General features: G+C 40.7%; 25 protein-coding genes and 3 pseudogenes. 4 read left to right on the top strand and 24 right to left on the bottom strand.

Annotation, left to right across the window (positions count from 1 at the left end; translation table 11 throughout):
- A pseudogene (locus tag BLT91_RS28625) lies at positions 1 to 183 on the top strand (IS110 family transposase); the annotation flags it as partial.
- Positions 184 to 389: 206 nt separating this feature from the next.
- Here the strand turns inward: BLT91_RS28625 and BLT91_RS28620 are convergent.
- The 17 genes and pseudogenes from BLT91_RS28620 to BLT91_RS28535 form a co-directional block, all read right to left on the bottom strand.
- The gene (locus tag BLT91_RS28620; RefSeq protein WP_090827505.1) at positions 390 to 881 is read right to left on the bottom strand and encodes a hypothetical protein; all 492 of its coding nucleotides are present in this window, start codon (positions 879 to 881) and stop codon (positions 390 to 392) included.
- A 201-nt stretch (positions 882 to 1,082) separates the two neighbouring features.
- Positions 1,083 to 1,544 (bottom strand): NUDIX hydrolase, encoded by a 462-nt coding sequence (locus BLT91_RS28615; RefSeq protein ID WP_175532574.1) that lies wholly within the window; start codon positions 1,542 to 1,544, stop codon positions 1,083 to 1,085.
- A gap of 137 nt (positions 1,545 to 1,681) precedes the next feature.
- Complete coding sequence (locus BLT91_RS28610; protein ID WP_302847570.1) at positions 1,682 to 2,011, bottom strand: NUDIX domain-containing protein; 330 nt, start codon at positions 2,009 to 2,011, stop codon at positions 1,682 to 1,684.
- Positions 2,012 to 2,243: 232 nt separating this feature from the next.
- A complete protein-coding gene (locus BLT91_RS28605; RefSeq protein ID WP_090827499.1) occupies positions 2,244 to 2,804 on the bottom strand; it encodes an HAD hydrolase-like protein in 561 nt (186 codons plus the stop codon).
- Positions 2,805 to 2,988: 184 nt separating this feature from the next.
- Positions 2,989 to 4,104: a DmpA family aminopeptidase gene (locus BLT91_RS28600; RefSeq protein ID WP_254777183.1), complete on the bottom strand. Its 1,116-nt coding sequence runs from the start codon at positions 4,102 to 4,104 to the stop codon at positions 2,989 to 2,991.
- Positions 4,105 to 4,195: 91 nt separating this feature from the next.
- Entirely contained in the window at positions 4,196 to 4,420 is a 225-nt protein-coding gene (locus BLT91_RS28595) for a hypothetical protein (protein ID WP_090827497.1), read from the bottom strand.
- A 242-nt stretch (positions 4,421 to 4,662) separates the two neighbouring features.
- Positions 4,663 to 5,301, bottom strand: coding sequence for a succinate dehydrogenase cytochrome b558 subunit (locus tag BLT91_RS28590; protein WP_090827495.1), 639 nt, complete (start codon positions 5,299 to 5,301; stop codon positions 4,663 to 4,665).
- 474 nt (positions 5,302 to 5,775) lie between these two features.
- Positions 5,776 to 6,540, bottom strand: coding sequence for an SDR family oxidoreductase (locus BLT91_RS28585; RefSeq protein ID WP_090827493.1), 765 nt, complete (start codon positions 6,538 to 6,540; stop codon positions 5,776 to 5,778).
- A gap of 114 nt (positions 6,541 to 6,654) precedes the next feature.
- Positions 6,655 to 7,134, bottom strand: a complete 480-nt coding sequence (locus BLT91_RS28580; protein ID WP_090827492.1) for a carboxymuconolactone decarboxylase family protein — start codon at positions 7,132 to 7,134, stop codon at positions 6,655 to 6,657.
- Positions 7,135 to 7,365: 231 nt separating this feature from the next.
- Positions 7,366 to 7,614, bottom strand: a pseudogene (locus BLT91_RS28575) (NAD(P)H-dependent oxidoreductase); the annotation flags it as partial.
- A 1,021-nt stretch (positions 7,615 to 8,635) separates the two neighbouring features.
- The gene (locus BLT91_RS28565) at positions 8,636 to 9,541 is read right to left on the bottom strand and encodes an RNA polymerase sigma-70 factor (protein WP_090827488.1); all 906 of its coding nucleotides are present in this window, start codon (positions 9,539 to 9,541) and stop codon (positions 8,636 to 8,638) included.
- Positions 9,542 to 9,859: 318 nt separating this feature from the next.
- Positions 9,860 to 10,936, bottom strand: coding sequence for a Ger(x)C family spore germination protein (locus BLT91_RS28560; RefSeq protein ID WP_090827486.1), 1,077 nt, complete (start codon positions 10,934 to 10,936; stop codon positions 9,860 to 9,862).
- Complete coding sequence (locus BLT91_RS28555) at positions 10,933 to 12,021, bottom strand: GerAB/ArcD/ProY family transporter (protein WP_090827484.1); 1,089 nt, start codon at positions 12,019 to 12,021, stop codon at positions 10,933 to 10,935. The genes BLT91_RS28560 and BLT91_RS28555 overlap by 4 nt, the downstream gene beginning before the upstream one ends.
- A 24-nt stretch (positions 12,022 to 12,045) precedes the next feature.
- The gene (locus BLT91_RS28550) at positions 12,046 to 13,497 is read right to left on the bottom strand and encodes a spore germination protein (protein WP_090827482.1); all 1,452 of its coding nucleotides are present in this window, start codon (positions 13,495 to 13,497) and stop codon (positions 12,046 to 12,048) included.
- A gap of 457 nt (positions 13,498 to 13,954) precedes the next feature.
- Complete coding sequence (locus BLT91_RS28545; RefSeq protein WP_090827480.1) at positions 13,955 to 14,428, bottom strand: DinB family protein; 474 nt, start codon at positions 14,426 to 14,428, stop codon at positions 13,955 to 13,957.
- A 66-nt stretch (positions 14,429 to 14,494) separates the two neighbouring features.
- Positions 14,495 to 14,596, bottom strand: a pseudogene (locus BLT91_RS33270) (methionine sulfoxide reductase); the annotation flags it as partial.
- A gap of 132 nt (positions 14,597 to 14,728) precedes the next feature.
- Positions 14,729 to 15,172, bottom strand: coding sequence for a carboxymuconolactone decarboxylase family protein (locus BLT91_RS28535; RefSeq protein ID WP_090827478.1), 444 nt, complete (start codon positions 15,170 to 15,172; stop codon positions 14,729 to 14,731).
- A gap of 1,295 nt (positions 15,173 to 16,467) precedes the next feature.
- On the opposite strand from BLT91_RS28535, the gene BLT91_RS28525 reads away from it, so the two are divergent.
- The 3 genes from BLT91_RS28525 (at position 16,468) to BLT91_RS28515 (ending at position 19,086) form a co-directional block, all read left to right on the top strand.
- Positions 16,468 to 17,121, top strand: coding sequence for a response regulator transcription factor (locus BLT91_RS28525; protein ID WP_090827474.1), 654 nt, complete (start codon positions 16,468 to 16,470; stop codon positions 17,119 to 17,121).
- Between the two features lie 32 nt (positions 17,122 to 17,153).
- Complete coding sequence (locus BLT91_RS28520) at positions 17,154 to 18,521, top strand: sensor histidine kinase (RefSeq protein ID WP_217635294.1); 1,368 nt, start codon at positions 17,154 to 17,156, stop codon at positions 18,519 to 18,521.
- Between the two features lie 82 nt (positions 18,522 to 18,603).
- Positions 18,604 to 19,086, top strand: coding sequence for a hypothetical protein (locus tag BLT91_RS28515; protein ID WP_090827471.1), 483 nt, complete (start codon positions 18,604 to 18,606; stop codon positions 19,084 to 19,086).
- A 260-nt stretch (positions 19,087 to 19,346) separates the two neighbouring features.
- Here BLT91_RS28515 and BLT91_RS28510 read toward each other — a convergent pair whose 3' ends face one another.
- The 7 genes from BLT91_RS28510 to BLT91_RS32095 all read right to left on the bottom strand — a co-directional run.
- A complete protein-coding gene (locus tag BLT91_RS28510; protein WP_090827469.1) occupies positions 19,347 to 19,721 on the bottom strand; it encodes a hypothetical protein in 375 nt (124 codons plus the stop codon).
- 267 nt (positions 19,722 to 19,988) lie between these two features.
- On the bottom strand, positions 19,989 to 20,438 hold the full coding sequence (locus tag BLT91_RS28505) for a DinB family protein (protein WP_090827507.1): 450 nt from the start codon (positions 20,436 to 20,438) through the stop codon (positions 19,989 to 19,991).
- Positions 20,439 to 20,629: 191 nt separating this feature from the next.
- Complete coding sequence (locus tag BLT91_RS28500; RefSeq protein WP_090827467.1) at positions 20,630 to 21,358, bottom strand: GNAT family N-acetyltransferase; 729 nt, start codon at positions 21,356 to 21,358, stop codon at positions 20,630 to 20,632.
- 164 nt (positions 21,359 to 21,522) lie between these two features.
- On the bottom strand, positions 21,523 to 22,035 hold the full coding sequence (locus BLT91_RS28495) for an AAA family ATPase (RefSeq protein WP_090827463.1): 513 nt from the start codon (positions 22,033 to 22,035) through the stop codon (positions 21,523 to 21,525).
- 264 nt (positions 22,036 to 22,299) lie between these two features.
- Positions 22,300 to 22,674 (bottom strand): YciI family protein, encoded by a 375-nt coding sequence (locus tag BLT91_RS28490; protein WP_090827461.1) that lies wholly within the window; start codon positions 22,672 to 22,674, stop codon positions 22,300 to 22,302.
- 128 nt (positions 22,675 to 22,802) lie between these two features.
- Complete coding sequence (locus BLT91_RS28485; RefSeq protein ID WP_090827459.1) at positions 22,803 to 24,098, bottom strand: RNA polymerase sigma factor; 1,296 nt, start codon at positions 24,096 to 24,098, stop codon at positions 22,803 to 22,805.
- 417 nt (positions 24,099 to 24,515) lie between these two features.
- A partial coding sequence (locus BLT91_RS32095; RefSeq protein WP_175532571.1) for a hypothetical protein occupies positions 24,516 to 24,877 on the bottom strand: 362 nt, incomplete at its 5' end.

Here is a 24,877-nt window from a genome sequence, read left to right as displayed (position 1 = left end):
GCCCTATATCAAGCTGTACGATGTGGTATTCGTAGTAATAGAAATAAAAAACTAAGAGCTTATTATGATAAAAAGCGTGCTGAAGGAAAGCTGTTCAAAGTAGCGATAATTGCTTGTGTGAATAAACTCATCCACTGGATTTTTGCCATCTTGACTACTAAGGAAGCGTTCCGTTTAGAGTAAGCAGCAAGAAATAGAAATATATGGAATGTCTTTCCGTGCTTTATGGGACGGTTCTTTCCCATGCACTTTTTTAAGTATACCACTTCATGAATCCGCCATTAATAATTAAATATTGACAAGCTATTAGCTGGAATAGCGTAGCAAAGGGCTGCAACGCGGCAGCCCTTCTGATATTGAACTATAGTTCTCCCGTTAGTTCAATTACTCTAATATTCGTTTTCTAACCAGGTCTCCCAGAAATCAATTTCAATATGTTTAATAGTCTCTGATATTATTTTTAAAACCCGTACCTGTTCTTCAGTTGGTATTGGTTTTTTTTCCAATGCAACGGGGTTTTCCCGACCAACAGAAAGTTCTTTTATATAACCTAACGCAAAAATAAAGCTTTTTAGGGATACTGCGATTTTGTGAGGTTCCCAATCACCTGCACCGTGCATAGCAGTATAAACAGGGAATTGGTTATGCTCAATATCAATGAAAATGGGGTCTCCTGTTTCATCTTCATAACCAATGACAAGCCATGATTGGAGCCAATCTCCATCAGCATTACCAGTAAGGGACTGTCCGTTTTTATCAATGCTATATCCAATTTGTGCTTTTTCTAATTCGTCAGATGAAAATAAAGTTACTGTTCGGTAACCGATAGAAACCTCTTTCAACGGAAATGAGTTAACCATATCCAATATATCGTTTCTCAAATGTACAGCCCCTTTTATATACTTTCTAGATATATCTGATGTAATAAATTCTCTTTATCATTTAGGAATCCTGCCCGTTAACGTAATGAAGCTGCCGATCGTGCCGGCAGCTTTATCCCTGGATAGCTTATTTAACTATCGTTCGCCGATAGCTTTATGAATGACTACTTTAATACGACCCAGTTATCCATACGTTGGACTTCAATGGATAATTTTCCTGTTCTTATCCACTTTAACAGCCTGGAGAACAAGAGGGGAAGAATTGTCAGCAGTCATTTCTTCAATCGGCACCCATAAAGCACCTAGTGAATCTTGTCCCTCAAACTTTTCAGTAGTCATGGTAAGCATACCGCCTATATATTTGACCGAATAAAATACGGCAACGTGATGAATATGGGAAGTGCCCCTTTTTGGTAGCTCATATGGAACTAAATAATCACAAACACCAACATTCTCATCTATCTGAACATTGATTCCTGCTTCCTCAAGACATTCTCTGAGTACAGCTTCTGTTAAAGATTCATGAGCCTCAATCGTACCTCCAGGTAGGTCGTATCGTCCGAGGTACGGACCGCCTCCCTTTTGGATGACTAATAGTTTTTCGTCGTTTACACATATCCCATATGCCCCTAAATGTCGGTGCCATAGCTCTTTTTTGCTCAATATACACACCTCATTGAATATTATTTCATCTTCTTAATTCTTTAATTGATTTTCGTTATCCTGCCAGTTAGGTGAGCAAAGACTGCCGATTATGCCGGCAACCTTTGCATGTGTGTTTATTGAGCAAACATTTCTCGTTACTTAAATAAAGGGATTACTTTTTTTACCGCCCATGACTGATGTTCATGAAAAAATAATTCCCTAACTTCATCGAAGTTTATCCACTTTAAATCATGGTCATCTTCAATGGGTTCCTGTACCTTTTCAATTAACTCTGCTGTGAAGAAAGTACCCTCACTTAATAAAGGTTCGTTTTGAGGAGAGATAAAATATCTCTGTGCCTTGCCGATAAAAGAAGTAATTTTGACTTCATAGCCCGTTTCCTCTAACATTTCTCGTCTTAGGCATTCTTCGGGTGTCTCGCCTTTTTCAATCCCACCACCAGGCAAAAAATAGCTTCCTCTAATTGTTAGAATTACAGCAACTTGTTGTTTAATAGCATCAATAATTACTGCATAACACCCTTATCTTCTTTGGTATTTGTGATGACTAATCTTCTCGCCAAAAATTATCGTTTCTTGCAAATGGTTCGCCCCACTCTTAATTAATAATTGTGCTTTTTCAATATTACTACCATCCGTATGCATAGTGGAAAGTATCCTGTTGTTGTTTTTCCGTGCTATTGTTCATGGAATGCCACTAAAGAATTAAATGGAAGAAATCTTTATAATGCCTCAGATAGTAATCGGCTCCTGGAGTATCATTCTGAAATAGACAGGTCTTAATACCAAGTGATTTACCAGGCAGTATATCAATCTCCCTATCTCCAATAATTAAGTCAACTCTATTTCTTTCATTTAGATGTATATAAGCAGTAGGATCTGGTATTCTTGGAAAGCCGTCATCACATGAGACAATGTCAACAAAATAATGATCCCATTCATAGTGGTGTAGGATCGGGAGGAGGGCAGTCCTTGGTTTATGCGTCATAATTACATTTTTTTCAACAGCTTGTAGGACCCTTTCTACACCATCGAATGGAAGCAATTTTTCTGGCTTTAGCAGAGCACCTCTACGGTTAGTTTCTTTAATTTGTTTTTCTGTCAGATTAAAGTGGCTGATCGCATGTGAAAACGAAATTTTTAATTGGAGAGACACCTCCTCAGCTGAGTATTTATGGTTAAGTACATCCATAAATATCTCAGTATACGCTGGATAAGTATCAAATAATGTTCCATCGAAGTCCCACAGGATATTCAAACTGCACCACCTTAACAATAATTTGTTGTTTTCTGTAAATATTCATAATATTCGACTCATTGTTCAGCAAACCTGCCCGTTACTTGAATGAACAAAAATAGGAGCTGCGGCGAGCTGCTCCTTCACTATCGTTCCTCGTTAACGGAATGACATTTCTCCAATTCACCATCTGTAATAAATGCAATCACTTCATACATCTCATCATCTGCACCACTTCTTCAACGGGTAAAGCATGAACTTCCTTCCCGTTTCTTCCAAGTATCGTCTGTGCCATGAACAAAGAATTATAAATCGCTTCTTCAGTAGCCTCGGCAACCGCACGGAAGCATTCAGAAATAGTCGGTCCATCCTCACGAACGACCTTAATTTGGATGAAGTTGCTTTCCGGTGTATGTGGAATCAGATTGCCGTTGCAGAAAGCTATCACGATGTCCCCGCTTCCGTGATGAGCAATGGATCCTGTCCTCCCTAAACCAAAGCCAGCTCTCTTGGCTACACGCTGAAGCTGGCGGGCATCCATCGGTAAGTCTGTGCCGACTACGATGATGATGGAGCCGTCATTGTTTCCTCTTTCTTGTGTTTTAGCTTCTGCTTTCTCTTTCAATCTTCTTCCGACCGGATGACCTAGAAGGATCAGATCCTCGCCTACGCCGAAGTTCGTCAGTACTAATACACCGAAATGGTACGATTGACCGTCCACTTCCACCATTCTGGAAGAAGTTCCGATCCCGCCCTTCCAACCGAAGCACACCATCCCCGTACCCGCTCCAACACTGCCTTCCTCGACAGGCTGGGCTAATTTAGCTTTACCTATTGCTTCGATAGCATGTTCAGGGCGTACATGAAGCCCTCTCATATCATTTAAAAATTTATCGTTACACTCCCCAGACACTACATTTAATGAACCGTCTCGATCTCCGATTCCGGCATCCAACTCCATCATGTATTGAATCGTTCCTTCCGTTACCGCAGGAACACTGAATGTATTAGTAAGCATTATTGGGGATTCGATGCTGCCCAGCTCATTCACTTGAACGAGTCCAGACGTCTTCCCGAAGCCGTTAATCACATGCGTTGCAGCAACCACCTTTTGACGAAAAAGGTTTCCCTGATGGGGTAATATCGCTGTAACCCCAGTTCGGATGCAGATGTCCTGATCATTTGTATTTAACGTTACATGACCAACCGTAACCCCTGTTACATCCGTAATGCAGTTGTGCTTTCCTGTAGGAAGATGCCCTACAGTAAATCCGTATTCCCGAAATCGGTTCTTACTCACGCCGAGCACCATTCTTTCCATTTTATTCAAAGCTCTTGTACATCGTTAGAGCGTAATGATATCAATCTAAGTGGTGTGGGTTTGCAGCCTCTGTATAGTTAAGATTAATTCGTTAAGGTCTTTCTTTGGCTTGTAAATTCTTCCCCTCATTATAGTCTTCCCATAGTGGGGCGATGTATTTTTCTAATGTTTTTACGACGTCATCTCTCCGGCTCTCTTCAACATTTACAGTGTCATTTGAAATATCATTTCTAATTCGTATGAGCACAAATAAAGGGGGTAATGCAGCCTCACGAAGAGCCTTAATCATGTTTTCTTCTTGTGGAGTAATATCCATAACGTATCATACTTCCTTTCTAGTAGATTTCTGCTCGAGATAATCTCATTATAAACCTTGACCTCAGTGTTAGGGTCAAGAGGAAGTAAGCTATTAAACTAATCTGCCCGTCAGTTTAATCGTTAAGGTCTCCACTTTTCCTAAAATCCGTAGGTAATGAGATAATGTTCTTGTCACCCGATATCATCATTGTCCAGCTGCTGAATTCCATTATTTTTTGAAAAGTTCTGGTGATTGCTTCCCTACTCATATTTTGAATTATCGCCAGTAAAAGCAACGAGCGAAAGAAAGAACAGCAAGGAAATAAGTACAAATACACCCATACAAATATAAGAAGAAATTTTTTGTGAGCGTGGTGAAATCGTAATGCCCCAGCTGATTAGGAATGCCCAGAGGCCATTGCTGAAATGGAATACTGCCGACAATACGCCGATGACGTAAATGATGAAGAGCACCGGATTCATGGCAATTTGATGCATCGTCGAACCAAGCTCCTCATGCGTAATACTACCCAAGTAAACTTGAAGACGAGTATTAAAAAAATGCCAGAAAACGAAGATAAACGTAAGAACCCCAGTAATGCGTTGCAGAGTGAACGCCCAGTTACGGCCGTACGTGTATTGTCCGGAGTTCAGATTGGACTGATAGGCCATGTATAGTCCATAAATGCCGTGAAACAAAATCGGTAGGTATATCCCAAAAATCTCAAGCAACGGTTTAAGCGGCAGACTGTTGATGAAATGCACGTAGTTAGTGAACCCTTCTGGTCCGCGTTCAAACGCTTGAAAGTTGATCGATACGTGCACAAGAATAAAACCTCCGAGAGGAATTACCCCGAGTAGTGAGTGCAGTTTGCGCCAGTAATATGAATTTCCTTTCATTTTTCACCTCTCCCTCTCTAAGATGATTTACTTCCCGTTTCGTATGATGCCGCGCAATAAATCGATCATTACAATGGGTACGAAAGGAATAGACCGCAATTCGTATTCATTTGGGCTTTCCCGTTAATTCAAGGCTCCATCGAAGAGTCGCCTCCGCCAATACACCGTGTTGACATTTGGCACCGAATTATTCGGCCTACTTGTACATATCATCGGTTAATGCCAGCCCGGAGATGCCTTGCGGAAATTAGCATCGCACACAATATATCCGGCTTACGCATTTCTTTCGAAACACTAAACTAATAGAAAGGAGACCCGTAAACAACCGGTTCTCCTTTCATTCACATACTGTATCCTTGATTATTTAGTTGCAATAATGCACGAAACTTCCCGGGATTATTGTAAAGCCAAACTTAGAAAGCTTCTATGTTCTACATAAATAAAATTAATAATTTGTGACTCTTTCTTGGAGAATTACCCCTGAGATGCTGAGCGGCTGAGCCAATCTTGGAAATGTGTCGTAGTGATGCGTACGGGTCTATCGCCATTTGGAACGAGAGATTGATCATTCACCTTTATGGATCCGTAGTAGAGCGCGTTGGCGTCTGTGACTACCTGACGTTTGTCTTGAGTTACGCTAAAGTGTTGTCGAACGAATTCGTCCATACGAATCTGATCTGGACCGGCCACATCGACAATGCCATTCACTGGCGCCCCAAGTGTGAAATCGACCAACGCGGCTGCAACATCATCCCCAACGATAGGCTGCATAAGGGCGGAAGGCAAACGAACAGTTTCCCCTTCTGTAGCCACATCGGCGATGCCGCCGACGAATTCGAAGAACTGCGTCGCGCGGACGATCGTATAAGGATTCTTGGAATTCTGGATTAGCTCTTCTTGAGCCATTTTCGCACGGAAATAACCACTTTGGAGAAGGCGTTCGGTACCAACGACCGACAACGCAACATGATGACTTACTCCAGCGGTTGCTTCAGCAGCAAGGAGATTACGAGTAGACGTCTCAAAGAATTCCATAACAGCCTGATCCTCCCACGAAGGCGCGTTTGACACGTCGACGACAATCTGTGCGCCTCTAAGTGCTTCTGACAGCCCCTCACCAGTGATCGTGTTGACACCTAAGGAAGGTGATGCTGCCACTACCTCATGGCCAAGCTGACGAAGGTTGTTTACAAGTTTTTTTCCAATAAACCCACTGCCACCAATTACTACAATTTTCATATTTAATCCTCCAAGTTGTTGTAGCCCATAAAGAGCTAGTAATGTCTAAACATATATTCTATATAGGTTCTAAAGTGCTTATAAGAGTGAACTATGCTTTGCTTCTGTAACTGATTAGCTCAAGCCGGCTTTGTTCAAACCATATGCGGCGTCAGCTGTGCCCGGTTCCGTTTTGAATGCTACGTTAATACGATTCCAAGCATTAATCGCCATAACGGAGAAAGTCAGATCCGAAATTTCTTTCTCAGTAAACTGACCACGAACGCGTTCATACAGCTCATCGGGCACACCATGCTCAGGCAGCTTGGTCAGAATCTCGGTCCATGCCAGCGCAGCGCGTTCACGCGGATCAAACAGCGTCGATTCCCGCCAGATCGAGATGTGGTATAGGCGAAGCTCACGCTCACCATGAATCTTGGCTTCCTTCATATGCATGTCCAGGCAGAATCCGCATCCATTCATTTGTGATGCCCTGATGTGAACAAGATCGAGGATCTTCTTTTCAATTGAGCTTTTATTCTCGGCCAAGCTGAACTCCACCATTTTATTGAAAAGCTCTGGAGATTGCTCCATATAATTTTCACGTTGCGTCATAATTGTGTACCTCCTAATTTTTTTGACACTAATAAGACAATTGGCGACTTCAATGTGTGACATAAAAACGTTTTTTTTTAATTTTTATCGCAATAAGCGCTTAAGTGCTAACTATGCCAATACAACGATAGCAGTTTTAAATGCTACATTTATTCGATTCCAAGCATTAATCGCAATGCAAATTTGGGTGTACCTCGCAAAAAATTAGCAATCGTCCATCGGAATTACAATTATCCGCACAGCCTTTTTATCGCCAAGTAACCCAACAGGACCTTTATCCTGAACATATTTAAAGATTTTTCCTGCAACACATATAGAATCAATGTATGCTTTCATAACTGGTGGGAAAGAAAAATTCCACATTACTTCATCGTTGGGGTTAGCTTCCCGATATGCATCTATAAATTCTTTTCCAACAGATAAACTATAAGATTACTCGTGATCATGCGGATGAGCTGTAATATATAATACTTTTGCCATTTTTGTTAATCTCTTTTTTTGCTTCTTATTATTTCAAAGAATAAACTTACTCATTCAATACTGATTTCACACATGCTTTAAAAGTGTCATTTTTGTATACCTCCAATGTATTTTTTAAAAATCTGAAGTAATTGAAATTTTAGAGCTTCAGGATTTGTAGCATTCGATTTTTCTGCTCCTCTAGCGACTCGAAGAGTTTATTGGTCAGTCGTTTTTAGCCATATCGTGAGTATGAAATCGTGTTATTACTTTTACCGTGTTCTCTTTTCAAGCGATAGAATGAGCTCCTTCAATAAATTCTTGGCTGGAGTAAGGGATTCCGGAACTGCCCCCATATTTACATGCTGACATGATTTCCGACTACACATCCCAATGGTGATTGTTTCTTTTTTAGTCGGTGGAAATTGGCCCAGTTTGAATTCCAGTGGTCCCTCCTTTAATTCGACGTAACCAATTGGCTCAACAATACCTACTAGGCAAACAGGACAATTGCTCAAGGTGTCTTCATCCCTTTCTTTTCTGATCAAATATGTTTGATAATAATAAGGCAAGTGGTGATATGAATATGTGACATAGTTCAGTGTCTTAATTTCCAAAATCTTCATAAACGCATTGTTGAGAAACCCTATATTAGGTCAATAAATTCAGCCTATAATGACCGTTCTAAGTAAACAAATAAAGATTGCCTGCTACTCGGCCTCTATGGCCAGGTGGTTGGCAATCTTTTTCGTTCATGTTCTGGGCAATGGCATCTGAACGAGATCAAGGATCTTCTCTTAGATGGCGCTTTCTTTCTCCGCGTTGCTGAATTTCATCATTTTTTTGAAAAGCTCTGGTGATTGCTGCATAAGACAATTGGCGAGGACAAATAGTGTTGATCCCCGCCAAGTTGAAATGTAATAGCGACGCAGTTCGCTGTCACCATGAATTTTTGCTTACTTAACATGCATGTCTAGGCAAAAGTAACCAAGAGACTCAACAACACAAACTAGGTAAACTGGACAGTTGTTTAAACTCAATCTCAGTTTAAATGCTGCAATTTATCCGGATTTACAATCAGGTAAACCCGTTGAATGGCCATCGTCTCGATATCCCAATCAAAACAAATGACCCCAGTTGTAATCCCCTCTTTGGTTATCAATATACCAGGCTGATGATTGACCTCGACTAGCTGCGCTTTAGATGCAGGAAATCGACTTGATGAAAGAGCGTTCAATATGGTGAGCACACGTTTCTTATTGTAAATTGAATTAATCGCGGCAGACACTTTTCCCCCGCCATCAGCAATGAAAATGACATCCTCAGTTAACATGTTCACCAGGGATTGAATGTTACCGTTCGAAAGAGCAGCAATGAAACGGCTTACCCTTTCCTTTTCCTCGTGTAGATGCGATGAAAGGATTTCATCTTTTTCATTGGATGCGTCTACTTTTTTCTTGACACGGCTGTAAATCTTGCGGCAATTGACTTCTGTTTTGTTGAACATTTCTCCAATTTCACTATATTCATATTCGAACACTTCTCTTAAAATAAACACCGCTCGCTCCAAGGGTGTCAGTTTATCCATAAGAATAAGAAATGCGTAAGACATTGTATCCTGACGCTCAACACTATCTAATGGACTATGCTCAATCAGTTGCACGGTTGGTTCTGGAAGCCAATTGCCAACGTAGCTTATTCTTTTTTTTCGTGCTGATTTTAACTCGTTCAAACAACGATTGATCATCATTTTACTTAAGTATGATTTAAAATTTTGAATGTTGTCGTTTAAAAATCCATGCATGCTAATAAACAAATCTTGAACCATATCCTCTGCATCCGATCTAGAACCAAGCATGCGGTAAGCAATTGCAAATAAATGAGTTTTGTAGGTCCTATACAATTCTTCAATGTTATTCGATGATGGTTCAATGGTATAACTTTGCATAACATCCCCCCTTCGTTAGTTGGTTAAATCAAGCCTATTTTAGCTTATTATTGACAAAATGAAATGACCCATACGATGTAAAAATGATCATTGATAAGACAATTGACGGTGTCCATGTGTGACACAAATCTCAACAATTTTTAATCCAAAGTGACATCCATCTGAAAAAGACAGCCTTTTTCGCCGAGCCACTGAAGAACTTGTGGTTTAACGGGACAGCCTAAGAGAGACAAATAAAAAGACGACCTTCATTCCCGTTTTTTTAGGGTTTTAAGTTCGTCTTTTCATGGTCTAAGCGCGCCTATGTGCAATAGCCCTTTATTTCCTGATTCCCATTTCCGTAAGATTCACCTTAACATTCAATCTAACATTCAACGTTCGATATTCTTGTTTCCATTCCTCTTCGTTCCAATTTCGCGTTTTACTTCTAACGAAATCCCCTAATCCGAGCGGGTCGATATCTTCGTTTTTAAATAATTGGATGAGATCCATTCCAGTCGTGGTCAGATCCTGTTCGAAACGATCTATTATTCTTTGCTGTTCTTGTTTTGGAAAGTGAATCCCCTTCGAATCAATAATATCAACGTTTAAGATAAGATTTATCGTCACTTTTGGACTTTTCGAATCTTTCCCGACTTGATAATTCACTTTCGAACCGACATTTTTCACTGCAATGTAAGATCCATTTTCCAACTTTTCTTCAAGAGTACCGTACTTCGCATCTCCCAGAAGAAGTTTCATAACTCGCATCTGCTTTTCGTTCAGTGACATTACATATTTGTCATCCTTAAATAAAGCTAAACCGGATATCAGAACTTGATCGTTTTGCAATGTAAGGAGCGGCAAAAACGGATCCATTCCTTTGCCCTCATAAGCGTACTCGAAATCGTGTAGACTTTGCCTAGGAACAAGCCCGGTCCGTACGTTCGTATCGAGCAAATTAAATAAAAACATTCCTTTTTCCTCTTTTGAACTGAAATTTGCTTGCAAGATCTCCTTTGCTTTTCCATCGACAACAGCAAGATATATCCTTCGAGAAGTTTGAGCGTCACGCAAAGCCACATCCATTTCGTCTGCCAAGCCTTTTGCCGCCAGCTCTTTTCCATATAAAACCACCGAAAGTTTTCCTGTATTAATGGGCCGGTTTAATTGCATGTCCATTAATTCTGTAATGTTCCTACTGGTATGGCCAACCTTGGAGAGTAACATATTTGAAACGGAACCAGATTTAGAAGGTTGGAACTTAGGCGCTGCTATCGTAAATTCGATTTGATCGTTTGGTGCTTCATCGAGGGCACAAACAAAAGGAAGCGTAATTTTGTCCAAAATTTGTTGCTTTACGCATCCCGTTAACAGAAAACAGGTGAGCAATAGTAAGAAAAATAAACGATTCATACTGCTCTTCTCACTTTCATTCTGACAATGTTGATGATATACATAACTGGGATGTACGCATATATAATGTAAAATCCGAAATCGGATAACACTGATTGCACAGCTTCAACACGACTACGACCTGGAATCAGACATACGGCGGTAAAGACCAGAATTAGTAATATCGGAAGGGCTGTCAATTGTTTCACCGTGAACATGATTTTAAACATTCGACTTGAAGCCCAAAGACAGAAGCATACGATAGGAATTACCCATAATATCTGTGCAGTGGCGCCGATATATTCAAATCGCTCAATAAAAGGGAAATGAATAAATTTATATTTGCTTAATTGCGGCCATATCTCATTTGATAATTGTTCGGATTTGAACATTAATAATGAAAAGAGAGTAATGAGAAGATAAGATACTGTTGTCAAAAAATTCGCCCAATGTGCCCATTTTTGCGATTTTTTTGGTGTCTTAATGAAGGTGTAACAAAAAAAGAGCATCTCCACTCCTAAAAAGGGAAATGTCATCTCCTTACCTGCCTTGATGATATCGTTCAGCGAATGATCTAAAATCGGCGATAAATTGTTAATATGAAAAAAAGCTGCAGGAAAAAACAAGGCTAATATTGTAAAATGGCGCACCATGCTAACCATACAAATGCCCACGATAACTCGAAAACCTCCTGCAACGATGTAATAAACAAGCAGGAGCAGAGCCACAGCCAACGGCCATGTTTCAAGATCAGGAAATAGCCATACTTGTACAATTTCTATAAATTCTCGAATTTCAAAACTTGCAATGAGTAGGAAATAAGCGATAAAGATGAAGTTAAAACCTCCCCCCCCCCACTTTCCGAATATTTGTTGATGAATATGGACAAGATCCGTCTCATTTTGGCCCAGAATTTGATAAATCATCCAAATGATGATGTGGAAAGTGATACCGCAAAGGATGACAGAGATCCAAGCATCTTGACCAGCCAATTGAATCGGCTTGTTCGACATGGAGAGATACTCGGGTCCGAACTGCATCGAATGAATCAACACGAAAACGAGATAAGGCGATATGGTAAATCGCGGATGTTCCGTTGATTTCATCTTTGTATCACTCCCAATGCTGATTCATTCGTCTATGTCTCTTTTTTTGTTTGCGTTTTTCTTGTCGAATCTTACGGGTTTTGGCGATCTAAAAAAGCTAAATCGATGATGAAATTTAGAATATGGTGGACGAATTACAGTATCATATAAGTCGGAGGTGCGAAAAGGATAAAATGGAACCAGGTAAGGCATCCCGAGAGACGTTAATCGTAACAGATGCGAAACCATGGCAAGGGTACAGATGACAATACCCAGTAAACCCCATAATTGAGCTGCGAAGATAAAAGGAAAACGAAGAATTCGTATGGTAGCGCTCATTCGAAAAATGGGTGTTGTGAAAGAAGCCAACGCCGATAACGCCACAATGATCAATAAAAAATTGCTTGTTAGCGCAGCTTCAACGGCGGCCGTACCGAGCACAATACCTCCAACAATGCCAATGGTTTGTCCAATTTTCGTAGGTAATCTGGCGCCCGCTTCCCGTAACAATTCAATGACAAGCTCCATAATGAGCACTTCCACGACAGGAGGAAATGGTACATTGATCCTCGAAGAAACGATCGTGGGCAAAAAAACATTGGAAATGCCCTGACCGTGATATGTTATAACAGCAACATATAATGGTGTGGCAAAGACGGAAAACAGCACGGAAAACATGCGAATCAGCCGCAATATTGTGCCGATGATCCATGGCAAATAATAATCTTCATATGTAATGAAAAATAACCACAGGTTGACCGGCGCAAAAACTGCAGTCGGGGACCCGTCCATTAAAACGCATATTTGCCCCGATGATACAGCCCAAGCAACGTAATCAGGCCTTTCGGTCCCAATCGTCTGTGGAAAGATGGAGTTGGAATTATCTTCGATCATTTGTTGAAGCAAAGTGCTATCTGTAACTTGATCGAATTGCACATCCTCTATGCGTTGAATGAGAGTGTTTAAATATTGTTCGTTCGTTACTCCCTTTATGTAAACAATCGCAACTCTTGATTTGGATATACTCCCTACAGTGAGCTCTTTTATACGTAACTCAGGAATGGGAACTCGCTTGCGAATCAAGTTAAGATTGATGTCCAATGATTCAACAAAGGCTTCTTTTGATCCTTCCACGGTGAATTCGATTTCGGGTATCGTTACGTTGCGACCCTTGAATGCAGCGGCATTAACCAAAATACAATGATGGCTTTGATGGCCATATTGAATTGCGACATTTCCCCGCAAAATTTTGTTTTGAATAAGGTCCCAAACGAAGGAGATTTCTTTTTCCGCAACCGGTATCGAATGATATAAATCGTCGAAAGATATGTCTGAATCGTTGCTCAGGCAGCTCAGGATATGCTGATGCAAGAGTTCTGGCTCCGCGAGAGATTTAAAGTAGCCGATGAAAAAAGGCGCAGTGTTCGTTTGATGTTCGTAGCAAACGAAATCCGAGGATTCACTAAGTTCCTTCCATAAACGAGGGACTGAATTCATTTCTAACCACTCTTTTCCAAATTTCAATATCTCAAGTTATTGTCTCTCTTCAAGCGGATATTATACAGAATCAAAGCACGGTACCGTTCTCTACGTCATTGGTACTTTGTCTTGGTCGTATTTGGGAATGGATGTAAATCTTCACAAAGGGGCCATTTTAATGTCATTTTATCTCTACCGAGCAAAAAATCTCAGCTGCAGTTATAGAGTGATATTATTGTAAATAACGGAAAAAAGGAATAGTTTAGTGTCATTGAAACGTGACAATAAACTACTTCCTTAATGTCGAAAAGCCCTTGATATATCTTGGAAATAAATGATCCCATTTTTAATGTCACTATACATCCTGTCTCTGTCGCCTCCTGTAACGCTAATCTGTTCGGAGAATCGCCGCTGGCCCATGATCGTTGTTTCATTCCAATCTCCTCATGTGGCTTTTCTACTTTTGTTTTACTTATTACTTTTGTTGCAGCAATTGCAGCATTGCGGCGACAACGCCATTATGATTTGATAAATGCGCCGCAGTCGTGAGCATCAGCTCTCCAAAATTTTCGGCTTTTTTGAAGTTCTCTGGTACAGGCTCTTCCAGTCTGTCTTTGAACGTATTGTAAAGATGTTCGCGTTGTTCTTTCAACATAGCGATCATCTCATCCCATGCAGGCAACTGCGCCAGTTGCTCTTCTTTCCATTCCGTAGCTTTAGTTCCATAAAAGAAAATTTCATGGTACTTTTGCGGAAGGCTCGTTGGTTGTGCACCAAGATCAAACACATGGAACTCAGTAATCCGAAGTACATGCCCTAAATGCCAGTAAAGGCTGGTGTTAAAACCTTGAGGGATAACCAAACGTTTGTCCTCTGGACATTTAGCAAGCAGGTTAATAAAATTATCATGTTCAACATTATAAAGGTGGAAAACGAATTCTTTTCTCATTTTTTCAATCTCCCTTTATTTAGGTTTTTTTATATTTTAACCATGTAACTGCAAAAGATTCCGCAGTTACTGTTGATTAAACAACTCGACATAAGCGCCATATCCTTTTTGTTCAAGTTCATTTTTCGGTATAAATTGTAAGGCAGCAGAGTTAATGCAGTATCGCAATCACGTTGGTGGCCATGACAACAATTTTATCCCATAAAACGAAAAAACCGCGATTTACGCGGTATTTAATGAGATAATGTTCTTGTCACCAGACAAAAAACATTTTATATATTGTTACACATTTGAGAGTAATTATTTTTCTGTTGCTGTATTCCCCATTGCAATAGAAATTCTATTCCAACTGTTGATTTGATTGATTATTAGAACAAGGTCAACATATTGTCTCTCATCATAATGTTCACGTACCCGTTGATAAAGCTCATCTGGCACACGTTTTGTCGGGACTAAAGTCACGTACTCTGTCAACTCAAGAGCTACTTTTTCTGCATCTGTATAAAATGTGCACTCTCTCCAGGCACTAATACAATATAAACGTTGTTCCGTTTCTCCCATTTTTCTAGCATCGGATGTATGCACATTAATACAATATGCACAACCATTTATTTGAGAAGCCCGAATTTTTATAAGTTCACGAAGTTTACGGTCTATACCTGTAGTTTTCGTATACTTCTCCATTTCCATCATTATTTTAAGTGCTTCTGGTGCTACATTGTAATAATCAATTCGTTGTTCCAATTTAATTACCTCCTAATTGCGGATAATATTAATCGCCGATTGATACTATCTATATATAGTATTTATTTTATTATGTCAACCTCTTTTAAATTGATACCAATAGTAAATGTGTTTGACAAAAACCCCCTGTACGTGGCTTTCCCACGTTCCGAGTACTACCAGCAAGTCCGACTTCCACCACGACATCCGCTTCCCTATGGATAGTCCTTTTAGTCAGCGTACTCCATTTTTTTCTATGAAGATCGCGCTGGATCTCCCTAGTTCCTTTATGCTTCCTTTTCCGCCATGCCGTGCTCCCCGCCGGGGTCTCCGATTTCTCAGCAATATTATCGTTCTCATAAATGGCTATCAAGTTTTAACCTTCATTCGTCATTTGTTTTAGCATTTCAATGATATCTTGCAAGACTAAATCCTTTCGCAACTCTATCATAACGGGAAATGCTTCCATCCATTCATCTTCTGAGACTAAATGTTTGATAAATGTTTGATCATCTCTACTCTCCTTGATCATTCGTGAGCACGACTTCGTGTTATTTCTTTTACCGCGTTCTTTGAAAGATACGTTATATACTTTTGAATTATTGCGTTAAACTGCCCGTTAGCCATACATGCAGCGCAAAATCAGCGCTGCACCACAGAGGATGAAAATGGATAAAATCTGTCAATACTTCTACTATGGCTGGGAGAAGAAGGTCTATAAGCTATGGTGCCATTAGAGCCCAACCGTTAGTCTGACTCCAACCATCACGGTGCATCATAGACTGTCGCACCCATTATGGGTAGCACTTATGGGAGATTAATCCTTTTTGATTGGTTGCACCAGCCTCACTATTTTTTAGAAGAAAGCTGCTACATTACCACCAACTTCATAATGATCAGTCGGAGGCTCAGTGTATCTAAACACAAAGTGCAGTTTGACAACAAAATATACATCAGTATATAAAGACAAAGCCACTCCCCAATGGAGTGGTTTCTTTGCATAGAACTTCTCTTTTATTGAAAAATCATATCGTTAGTTTAATAAGTCGATAATTAAAATATTCCAAATAGTGTATTCCTCTTCTCTTTAGTCCCCATGTCAATTCTAAGATAATAGGTGGATAAAAAACAGGGGTAATCCAAATATAACTCCCATCTAGTTGCAGTTGCCCCAATAAAATCTCATTTTCGTCATTAATTTAAATTCCTTTGAATGGATGAAATTCAGTGGGGTAAGACTGTAGGATAAAGAATTTTACAACTCTATGATAACTTTCTATTACAGAATTGGTATCATGATACCGAGGTGTATTCTTATGGCGAAAATACTGATTATAGATGATGAGAAGGCAATTAACGATTTGATTGCCGTAAATTTAAAGATGGTCGGGCATGAGTATGTCCAATTGTATAGTGGAGATCAAATTTTGAAAACATTAAATGAGATGCGTATCGATTTAGTCATCCTGGACGTGATGCTGCCTGGCAGAGACGGCTTTGAAATCGTGCAGGATATTGTGAAACGCAACGTACCGGTTATCTTCTTAACTGCAAGAAATACGGTTTCTGATAAAGTGTATGGCTTGGAGATCGGAGCGGAAGATTATATAGTCAAGCCTTTTGAAGCAGTGGAACTTATCGCTCGTATACATGTCATTTTAAGAAGAAACCAAAAGGCCGCAAACGAATTTAGGCTGGATGACACCATAGTAGATTTGGAAAAGCATATGGTGACTGTTCATGGACAAGAAATCGAAATAACCAATAAGGAATTCCAATTATTGGATCTTCTCGTACAAAATAAAAATATCGCGCTATCCCGTGAGAAAATTATTGAGCAAACATGGGGTTTCGATTTTTATGGAGATACAAGAACCGTTGACGTGCATATTCAGAAGCTGAGAAAGAAACTAAATTGGGAGACCCGGATCAAAACGGTTTATAAATACGGTTACAGGCTAGAGGTGTAGAGGTGAAGTTCTGGCAGAAAACGTATCTGTGTGTGTTGATTGTATTTCTGATCGCCTTCGACCTTGGAGCCTATGGACTTTTAAAAAAGAGTTACCAACTAAACGAACAGTTGGATATCTCAAGAGGCGTGAGCGTATACGGGAGCATCGAAAAATCATTAAGCTATATCCTTCGCGTATATACTGAACGTACTGGCATTACCAACTATGAAACAGTAATTGCTAGTTTCGCAGCAAATTATTATAAAGAGGATATCCTTTTAGAGGTTTACCAAGCGGATCAATTGATCTTTTCCAATGCCTATCAATTTGTAGGGGATCGGGCAGAACTGCATGGGGATCCATACCAATCCGTATACAGAAAGATGAATGATGAGCTATGGCTGTTTATCGGCGGGAAAATGGAATTCCAGGATTTAAGACTCGTTATCTCAAGAAATTCTGATTATTTACAGGAATATTATGCTACTTTACGGCAGTATTTCATTACATTGAGTGTAGTGATTTCTTTGATTTTATCGGCAGCGCTTATTTTTCTATTATTTCAATTAACCGCACCCATTCGCAGGTTAAACAAGGGTGTAAGGGCGATTGCTGCAGGGGCGTATGATCGAAGAGTGATAGTGAGAGGGAACGACGAATTTGGGGAATTAGCACAAGATTTTAACAGGATGGTTGATGCTGTTTCCAATCATATTGAAACGATCAAAAAGGCGAGTGAAGACAAAGAAATATTCATCAACAACCTCACTCATGAACTTAAAACACCCATTACGGCTATCAAGGGATACAGCGAGTTTTTGAATCATGCCAATTATAATGAGGAAGAAAGGAGAATGGCGGTCCATTACATCTATGAGCATATTGCGCGGCTGGACGTCCTCTCAGGAAAAATGATGCAATTGTTATATTTGAAGAGTGAAGAGGTTGCCTTAGAGCCTGTTCAAATCGAGAATCTGTTTTCATATGTGGTAAACATGGAGCGGCATCATCTAGAGGCGAAGCAAATGACGATAAGAATTGAGTGCTCGGCCGACGAAGTCTATGGAGATCAAGAACTATTACAATCCTTGTTCATTAATTTAGTAGAAAACAGCATAAAAGCTTCCTCGTTCGGGGGGGAGATCCAAATGAGAAGTTACCATTACGACGAAGGCGTTGTGCTTGAAGTGTTGGATTATGGAAGAGGCATACCTGAGAAGGACATTGAGAAAATTACAGAAGCGTTTTATGTAGTAGACCGATCCCGTTCAAAAGAACTGGGTGGGATTGGGCTTGGCTTATCCATCTGCAATCAGATTGCCCAGCTCCATCATGCAAACATACAAATCGATTCAAAAGAAAATGAATATACAAGGGTCTCTGTTTATTTTACAACTCCATTACAACTTGAAGATTAGTTCATAACGCGGCCCCATTATACTTGGTTTGTAGCTACGAAACATAGCTACGAAACATCAAAAATATTGGAGGTAATGAAAGATGAGAAAAAAGATTGTCACAGCAGCACTGACTTTAGGAGTAGCAACCGTTCTGGTTGCAGGAAACGGCATTATGACGACATATGCTTCTTCAAATGACAATGTTCAAAAGGTGGAGGTCATCGGTAAACATCAGCAGCCCGAAATTGCACAAATCGAAGATGCGCCGGTGAACAAAGAGGAAGCGGTTGAGATTGCGAAGAAAGCGATTGAAGAAAAATTTAAGGTTTCATTAAATGGCTTGAAAGTTTCCCAGAATTTGAGCACCCGAGTAGACATGGAAGGAACATTCTATTTTGTAACCTTTGTAAATTCAGATTTGGATAAACTTTCCGACAACGAACTCATCGAAGCGAAGCGGAATGTAAAGGCAGGTAAAGATATCGGCATGAAGAGCGATATTTACATGGCATTTGTAAACTCCAAAACCGGGGAAATCGTTTCTGCTGAGAAAAATCCAACGGCACCTAAAGGAGTTAATTAATTCACAACGAATCACCCTTGTAGTTTTTTGGGGACATGAAACCTTGGGTCGTATAAGATTATACGACCCGAGGTTTTTTATTATAGGTAAATCAGTCTGTCTGATAAGGACTTACAACAACAAAGAAAACGATGTTAGAGTAACTTAGAAAAGGATATGCACGCTTTGTTGCCTGACAAAAGGAGCAGCTGCCGCGGCGATCTGCTCCCTGGTTTGTTTGAACTAACGTTCTCCGTTAGTTTAGCGACGACACCTGTTAATTAAGCACGAAATATAATATCAATATCCCCATCTACAAATCCAATTCCAATTGCAGATGCACTTTTGAGGATATTTGCATACTCTCCTTCTTTAAGATAACGTTCTACTAACATCGTTATGTGATTTAAACCTTGTTCCCAATGTTGAATATCTTCTGTTCTTTTTATGTAGCAAATATCTTCTTCCGAATTAAAATAGTCGGTACAAGCCCAATCTGAGTCATTCTCATCGAATTCATCTGAACCAATTAATTGTATATCGTATGTATCATCTGAACCTTCATATAAGTTAAAATTGAATGCTTTAATTCCTATAGGGATGTCTTGCTCTAAAATCTGATTTAACCAATTTGAAAACAATCTATAATTCTCCATATACATTCCTCACTTTTAATAAGAGTTTTGTTAATTATGATGTTATATCGTGAAGTTATACAATTCAACTCTTCTGCCCATTAGTTTAATAGCAAAAAGAAACCCTCAGCAACGGGCTGAGGGTCTAAGTTTATATTTTAAAAGGGGGTCGACTTTTATTATAGGCTTAAATCATTAATGCCACATGAAAATAAGATTTCAATTTCGTTACAATTACTTGACTCTCGTTCCTCGTTTGTTGAGTCCCATCTAATATCGTGAAAAATTCTAAAGAGTGGGAAATATTTGCTTTAGATGGTGCTCCAAATGTTCCATGTAGTCTTTAATAATCCATTCTAATGTGACAGTCTGCTCTTCGCCTATCTCACATGAACTCTGTAGCTTATCTTCAGGAATTTTTGCAATAACCTCAGCTATCTGCTTATTTAAACTCAACCATAAGTTTACGATGTGATCAATGGGAAGGTTCTGATAATTCATAAGTTCTACCCACTGATTTTGGGCGTACTTAATAACCACATAAGGTTGATCTTCATACTGAGCACGAACGAATCGTTGCAGATTGTTGAGTGCGGAGTCGGACAAGTGTCCGAGAATTTCTTTTTTTGACCATTTGTTAGGCTGTGTCCGATCAGAAAGATCAAATTCGGACATAGCATAAATTTTTGCTGGTAATTCAGTGATCCAATGGTTTAGGCTTTCTATTGTTGGTTTAATTGATCTCACTCCCATCATGTTTTACACATTATAGCAAATTTTCGTACGTAACGTTACTCCGTTCTTCTGCCCGTTAATTGAATGAACAAAAAAAGAGCTGCCCGCGAGGCAAGCTCCTTCGCTATCGTTATCCATTAGTACTAGAATAACTAACCACTTAAATTAATTACCGACTAAAACCAATCCAAGAATTACTCAAGAATCCTTATAGCCAAAGTACAAGCTAATTTTTCAAATCCGAGCGATTTAGCAATAGCTACTGACGAACTATTGGACATTAAAGTTTGATAATGCATCGTGAAACCATCTTCTAACCCTTTCCTAGTTAATGCACTTACAACTGCTTTGGCGTGTCCTTTACCTCGATAATCTGGGTGACTTAAAATACCTACGCTAAGAAAACCAGATTCCTCTACTCTCCAAGAACCTGCTGCTACAATTCTTTCATCAGATATCCTTGCTAGTATTGGTTGTCTATTGATTTCTATGGAGCTATGCTCCCACTCTGTTTCAGAGCAGGATTTACGTAAATCATTAAGTAGAGATAGTTGATTTGAAGTTACAAGTTCTACAACTTCAAGGGAAGATGCTTCAAGAAAAGAAGCCCTATCAATATATCCCTGAAATGCAGGACCAATAATCTTGTATTTACCTATATCAATTGACTTTACAAGAAAATTCGCATCAAATGTTTCCAATGGATGTCTACCACTGATGGCCCTTTTTATATATGAGGTATACTTAGTGGGAGACGATATAATGCTTGTCGTTCCATTAGAAAAGCAATAAATACCATTATATCCTTTCAAAGTCTTGGAGTGTTCACGAACTATGACGTTCGGAATAGTCATTGATGAAATATCACAATCAAATCGCTCTGCCCAATCCTTATATACTTTAAATCTGGTTTCTTCATCCAACTAACGCACCCCCATCTGTTATTTACCCCACACTTATGATGTGTTTCGACACTTCCATCAACTCTACAAATTGTATTATTTATACATACGCAATAAAGTGTTCATGATTGCACAATTAAACAAATTTCCCCGTTAGCGCTGTCCTTGAGCGCCGTAAGTTACTGTCATTGGCGTTCATTTGCTTCGATTTGATGGAGGATTTCGTCAACGACGTGCGCGATCGGTGCGGTGGCGTCGATTATAATCCCGTTTTGGGGAACGCCTTCTTTCGTTTGATGCAAGCGCCGAATGATTTCCCGTTCCTCTGGTCTGCCACCCCAGTCAGTTGGGTCCAGTGCCACTCGCTCATCAATCCGCCGGAGACAGGTTTCCAGGTCGACCTCAAGGACAAACACGCTGTCGAAGAAATCAATGAATTTGGGAAAATTCCGCGAACCACCGCAGAAAAATGTTGCCGCCTCATCTTGATTGGCGACCAAAGCTTTTACTTTATCTACATGCCAAATGTGGTGTTCGGGTTTAAAGCCATCCGTCGGGATACCAGTTTCCGGGTCGCCTTGATAAGCCAATTCACGGTCACCATGAATGGCATGGTAGCCGCGCCGCTGCAATTCGTTGCAGACCGTTGTTTTGCCGGCGCCGGAAACGCCTTCAATCAGATAATTCCTAATGCCCATGGCAGACCCTCCATTCAACTGGATAAGCACAATAAATTAGATGTTTCTATATTGTCGCTAAACTGCCCGTTAGCATAGTGAAGGGCTGCATCAAGGCAGCCCTTCGATGTTTAACTATCGTTCTGCGTTAGCGTAATGACCTCACCTGTCATCTATGGTACGGATCTCCGCACTGACGGTAACGGCAAAGTTTTTAAGGCCACCCCTTGCGGGATGGCCCTTACTTTCATATATTGAACGATCCTTTCCGTAAAACAGTTGATTCTAATCTCTTGATTCGAAGTAGTTGATCGGACGGATCTCAATCCCCCATCCAAATTGCTCGCCCGAAGCCACTTGTACGGTCGGATGTAAGGAAGCAATCCGGATCGCTTCCTCCATGTCCCGTGCTTCTATGAGAAAAGCACTGCCGATCATCTCCTTCGTTTCGATAAAAGGACCGTCCATAACCTTCACTTTCCCATTCGCCCGCCGCAAACATTTCGTTTCGGAAGCGAGACCAGCATCGATAATCACTTGGCCGCTCTTGTAGAAATTTTCCAGGTGTGGCGGACATTCGTTCATTATAGCATCAATCTCATCCTTTGGACGGGCATCCATTTTCTCTGACTCCAAGTAACCCAAACACAGAAATTTCATTTTCATTTCTCCTCTAACGTTAGTTTGAAGCATTCATTCTTGCCTCTATTTAATCGACGAACGGTATACAAAAAAATCGACATACCCTTAAAAATATTTTAAAAAAATAATCGAAGGCTTCTTTATCTTTACATAGATCGATCTTCCGCAGGTTTGCTTTTCAAAATTTTACTTTTAGCGCATTTAGCAGCACGTTTCAATAGCAGTTCTCGCTCACGGGTGTTGCCCGCAAGCGCTGCGGCGCTTATGAACTCCAATTGAGCTTCTTCGAGTCGCCCCAATTTTATAAGAAAATCACCACGGACACTCGGTAACAAATGATAGTTTTTCAGGGATGGCTCCGACAGCAACCCATCGACGATCTGGAGTCCAATCTCCGGTCCATGCGCCATCGATAAGGCTACCGCACGATTCAACTCTATGATAGGAGATGACGCCATTTGGGAGAGTTCATAATAAAGCTCGGATATCCGAACCCAATCCGTCTCCAAAGCGGTTCGGGCCTGGGCATGACACGCAGCAATAGCCGCCTGAAGTGAATAAGGGCCAAGTTCGCCGCCAAGTCGCTCGGCACGATCAAGCGCAGCCAATCCGCTTTTGATCAGGAAATCATCCCAGAGCGCCCGGTTTTGATCCATCAGCAGAACGGGCTCTCCGGTTGAGTCGACCCGCGCTTTAAACCTCGCAGCTTGGAATTCCATAAGAGCAACAAGCCCATAGACCTCGGGTTCGTTTTGTGCGATTTCCGCCAATATGCGGCCTAGCCGCAGGGCTTCTTCGCAAAGTAAGGGCCGCAACCATCTATTGCCGGAAGACGCGGAGTATCCCTCGTTAAACATGAGATAGATCACCTCAAGAACTGAGGACAGTCGAGTCGTGAGCTCGGCCTTCGGAGGGACTTCGAATGGAACGCGCATCTCCGAAAGCGCAAGCTTGGCCCGCGTAATTCGTTGTGCGACCGTTGGCTCCGGAATGAGGTACGCTTTTGCGATTTCCTTGGTCGTTAGTCCTCCGAGCAGTCGCAGCGTGAGTGCCGTACGCGCCTCCGCCGACAAAATTGGATGGCAGGTCATGAATATAAGGCGGAGGAGATCATCTCCAAAGTAATCATCAAGTCCAAAATCAAAATCCGGTTCGTCATGCGCGTTCAACTCGTAGCCAAGCTCTTCATATTTGCGATCCCTCAATTTATTTCTGCGCAGCAGATCGATGGCCCGACGTTTTGCGGTTGCCATCAGCCATGCACCCGGGTTATCGGGTATGCCTGATTGAGGCCAGCGCTCGAGGGCGATGAGGAGCGAATCTTGTGCAAGATCTTCAGCTAGTCCGACATCTCGCATGATCCGAGTGAGAGCTGCAATGATCTTGGCCGATTCGCTCCTCCAGATCGCATCGATGGAACGATTAATAGCCGTGTCCGTCATGATAACCCCTCCTTTATACACCCATTGCACAAGAGCAGATCTCTGCTAATTTTCGTTATCTAATGGCAAAACCCCTTTATTCATGAAATCTCTTCCAAAAACTTGCCGTTACTTGTGATACGGTTCACCGTAAACAGTAAAGTGATCCGTACCACAAATAGGGAGCGATAATAAATATCCGTTCCACCACCCTAAACTGCCCGTTACCTGACAGGCTGCCAGTAATGCTGGCAGCCTGTTATCATGGTGATATCTTTTTCCGTTAGCCATCCATGCCCCTAACGGGGCACCACGGACAAATGAAAATTTGTTGAGTTTGGCTATAATGTTAATACGGCTGGCGAGGAAGGTCGTTGAACTATGGTGCCGCGAGCCCAACCGGTGAGATTTTCAGGGTAGTTCAGTAATTTCAGAAAATTATTTCCCTAGATAAATCAAATCATTGTAAAATGAATCCCATTCACCAGTCACATACTTAGCTTTTATTGCCTTCTCTAAACTTACAGGTGACCTTGACACAAGTGCCTTCAGATTTTCAACCTCTGTATCAGTTACAACTTCCTTAAGAATACTTCCTTGATGGTTCACTATCCTAAAACCATCTTTAGTTCGCTCTTTATATTTTGGAAAAATGATATTTTCGGGAATAGGTACATTCCCTATCACTTCCCAGATACCATCCTCAATTCTGGAATTAACCGTTTGTATAAAAAAGACAATTTTTTTTGACACAATTTCTACCAATGGTGGATGTTCTACACAAATAATATCATAGGCTA

The sequence above is a fragment of the Paenibacillus sp. yr247 genome, assembly GCF_900103825.1.
Taxonomy (GTDB): Bacteria; Bacillota; Bacilli; order Paenibacillales; family NBRC-103111; genus Paenibacillus_E.
The sequence above is the reverse complement of the archived record's forward strand: the minus strand, read 5'-3'. Positions and strand labels throughout refer to the sequence as shown.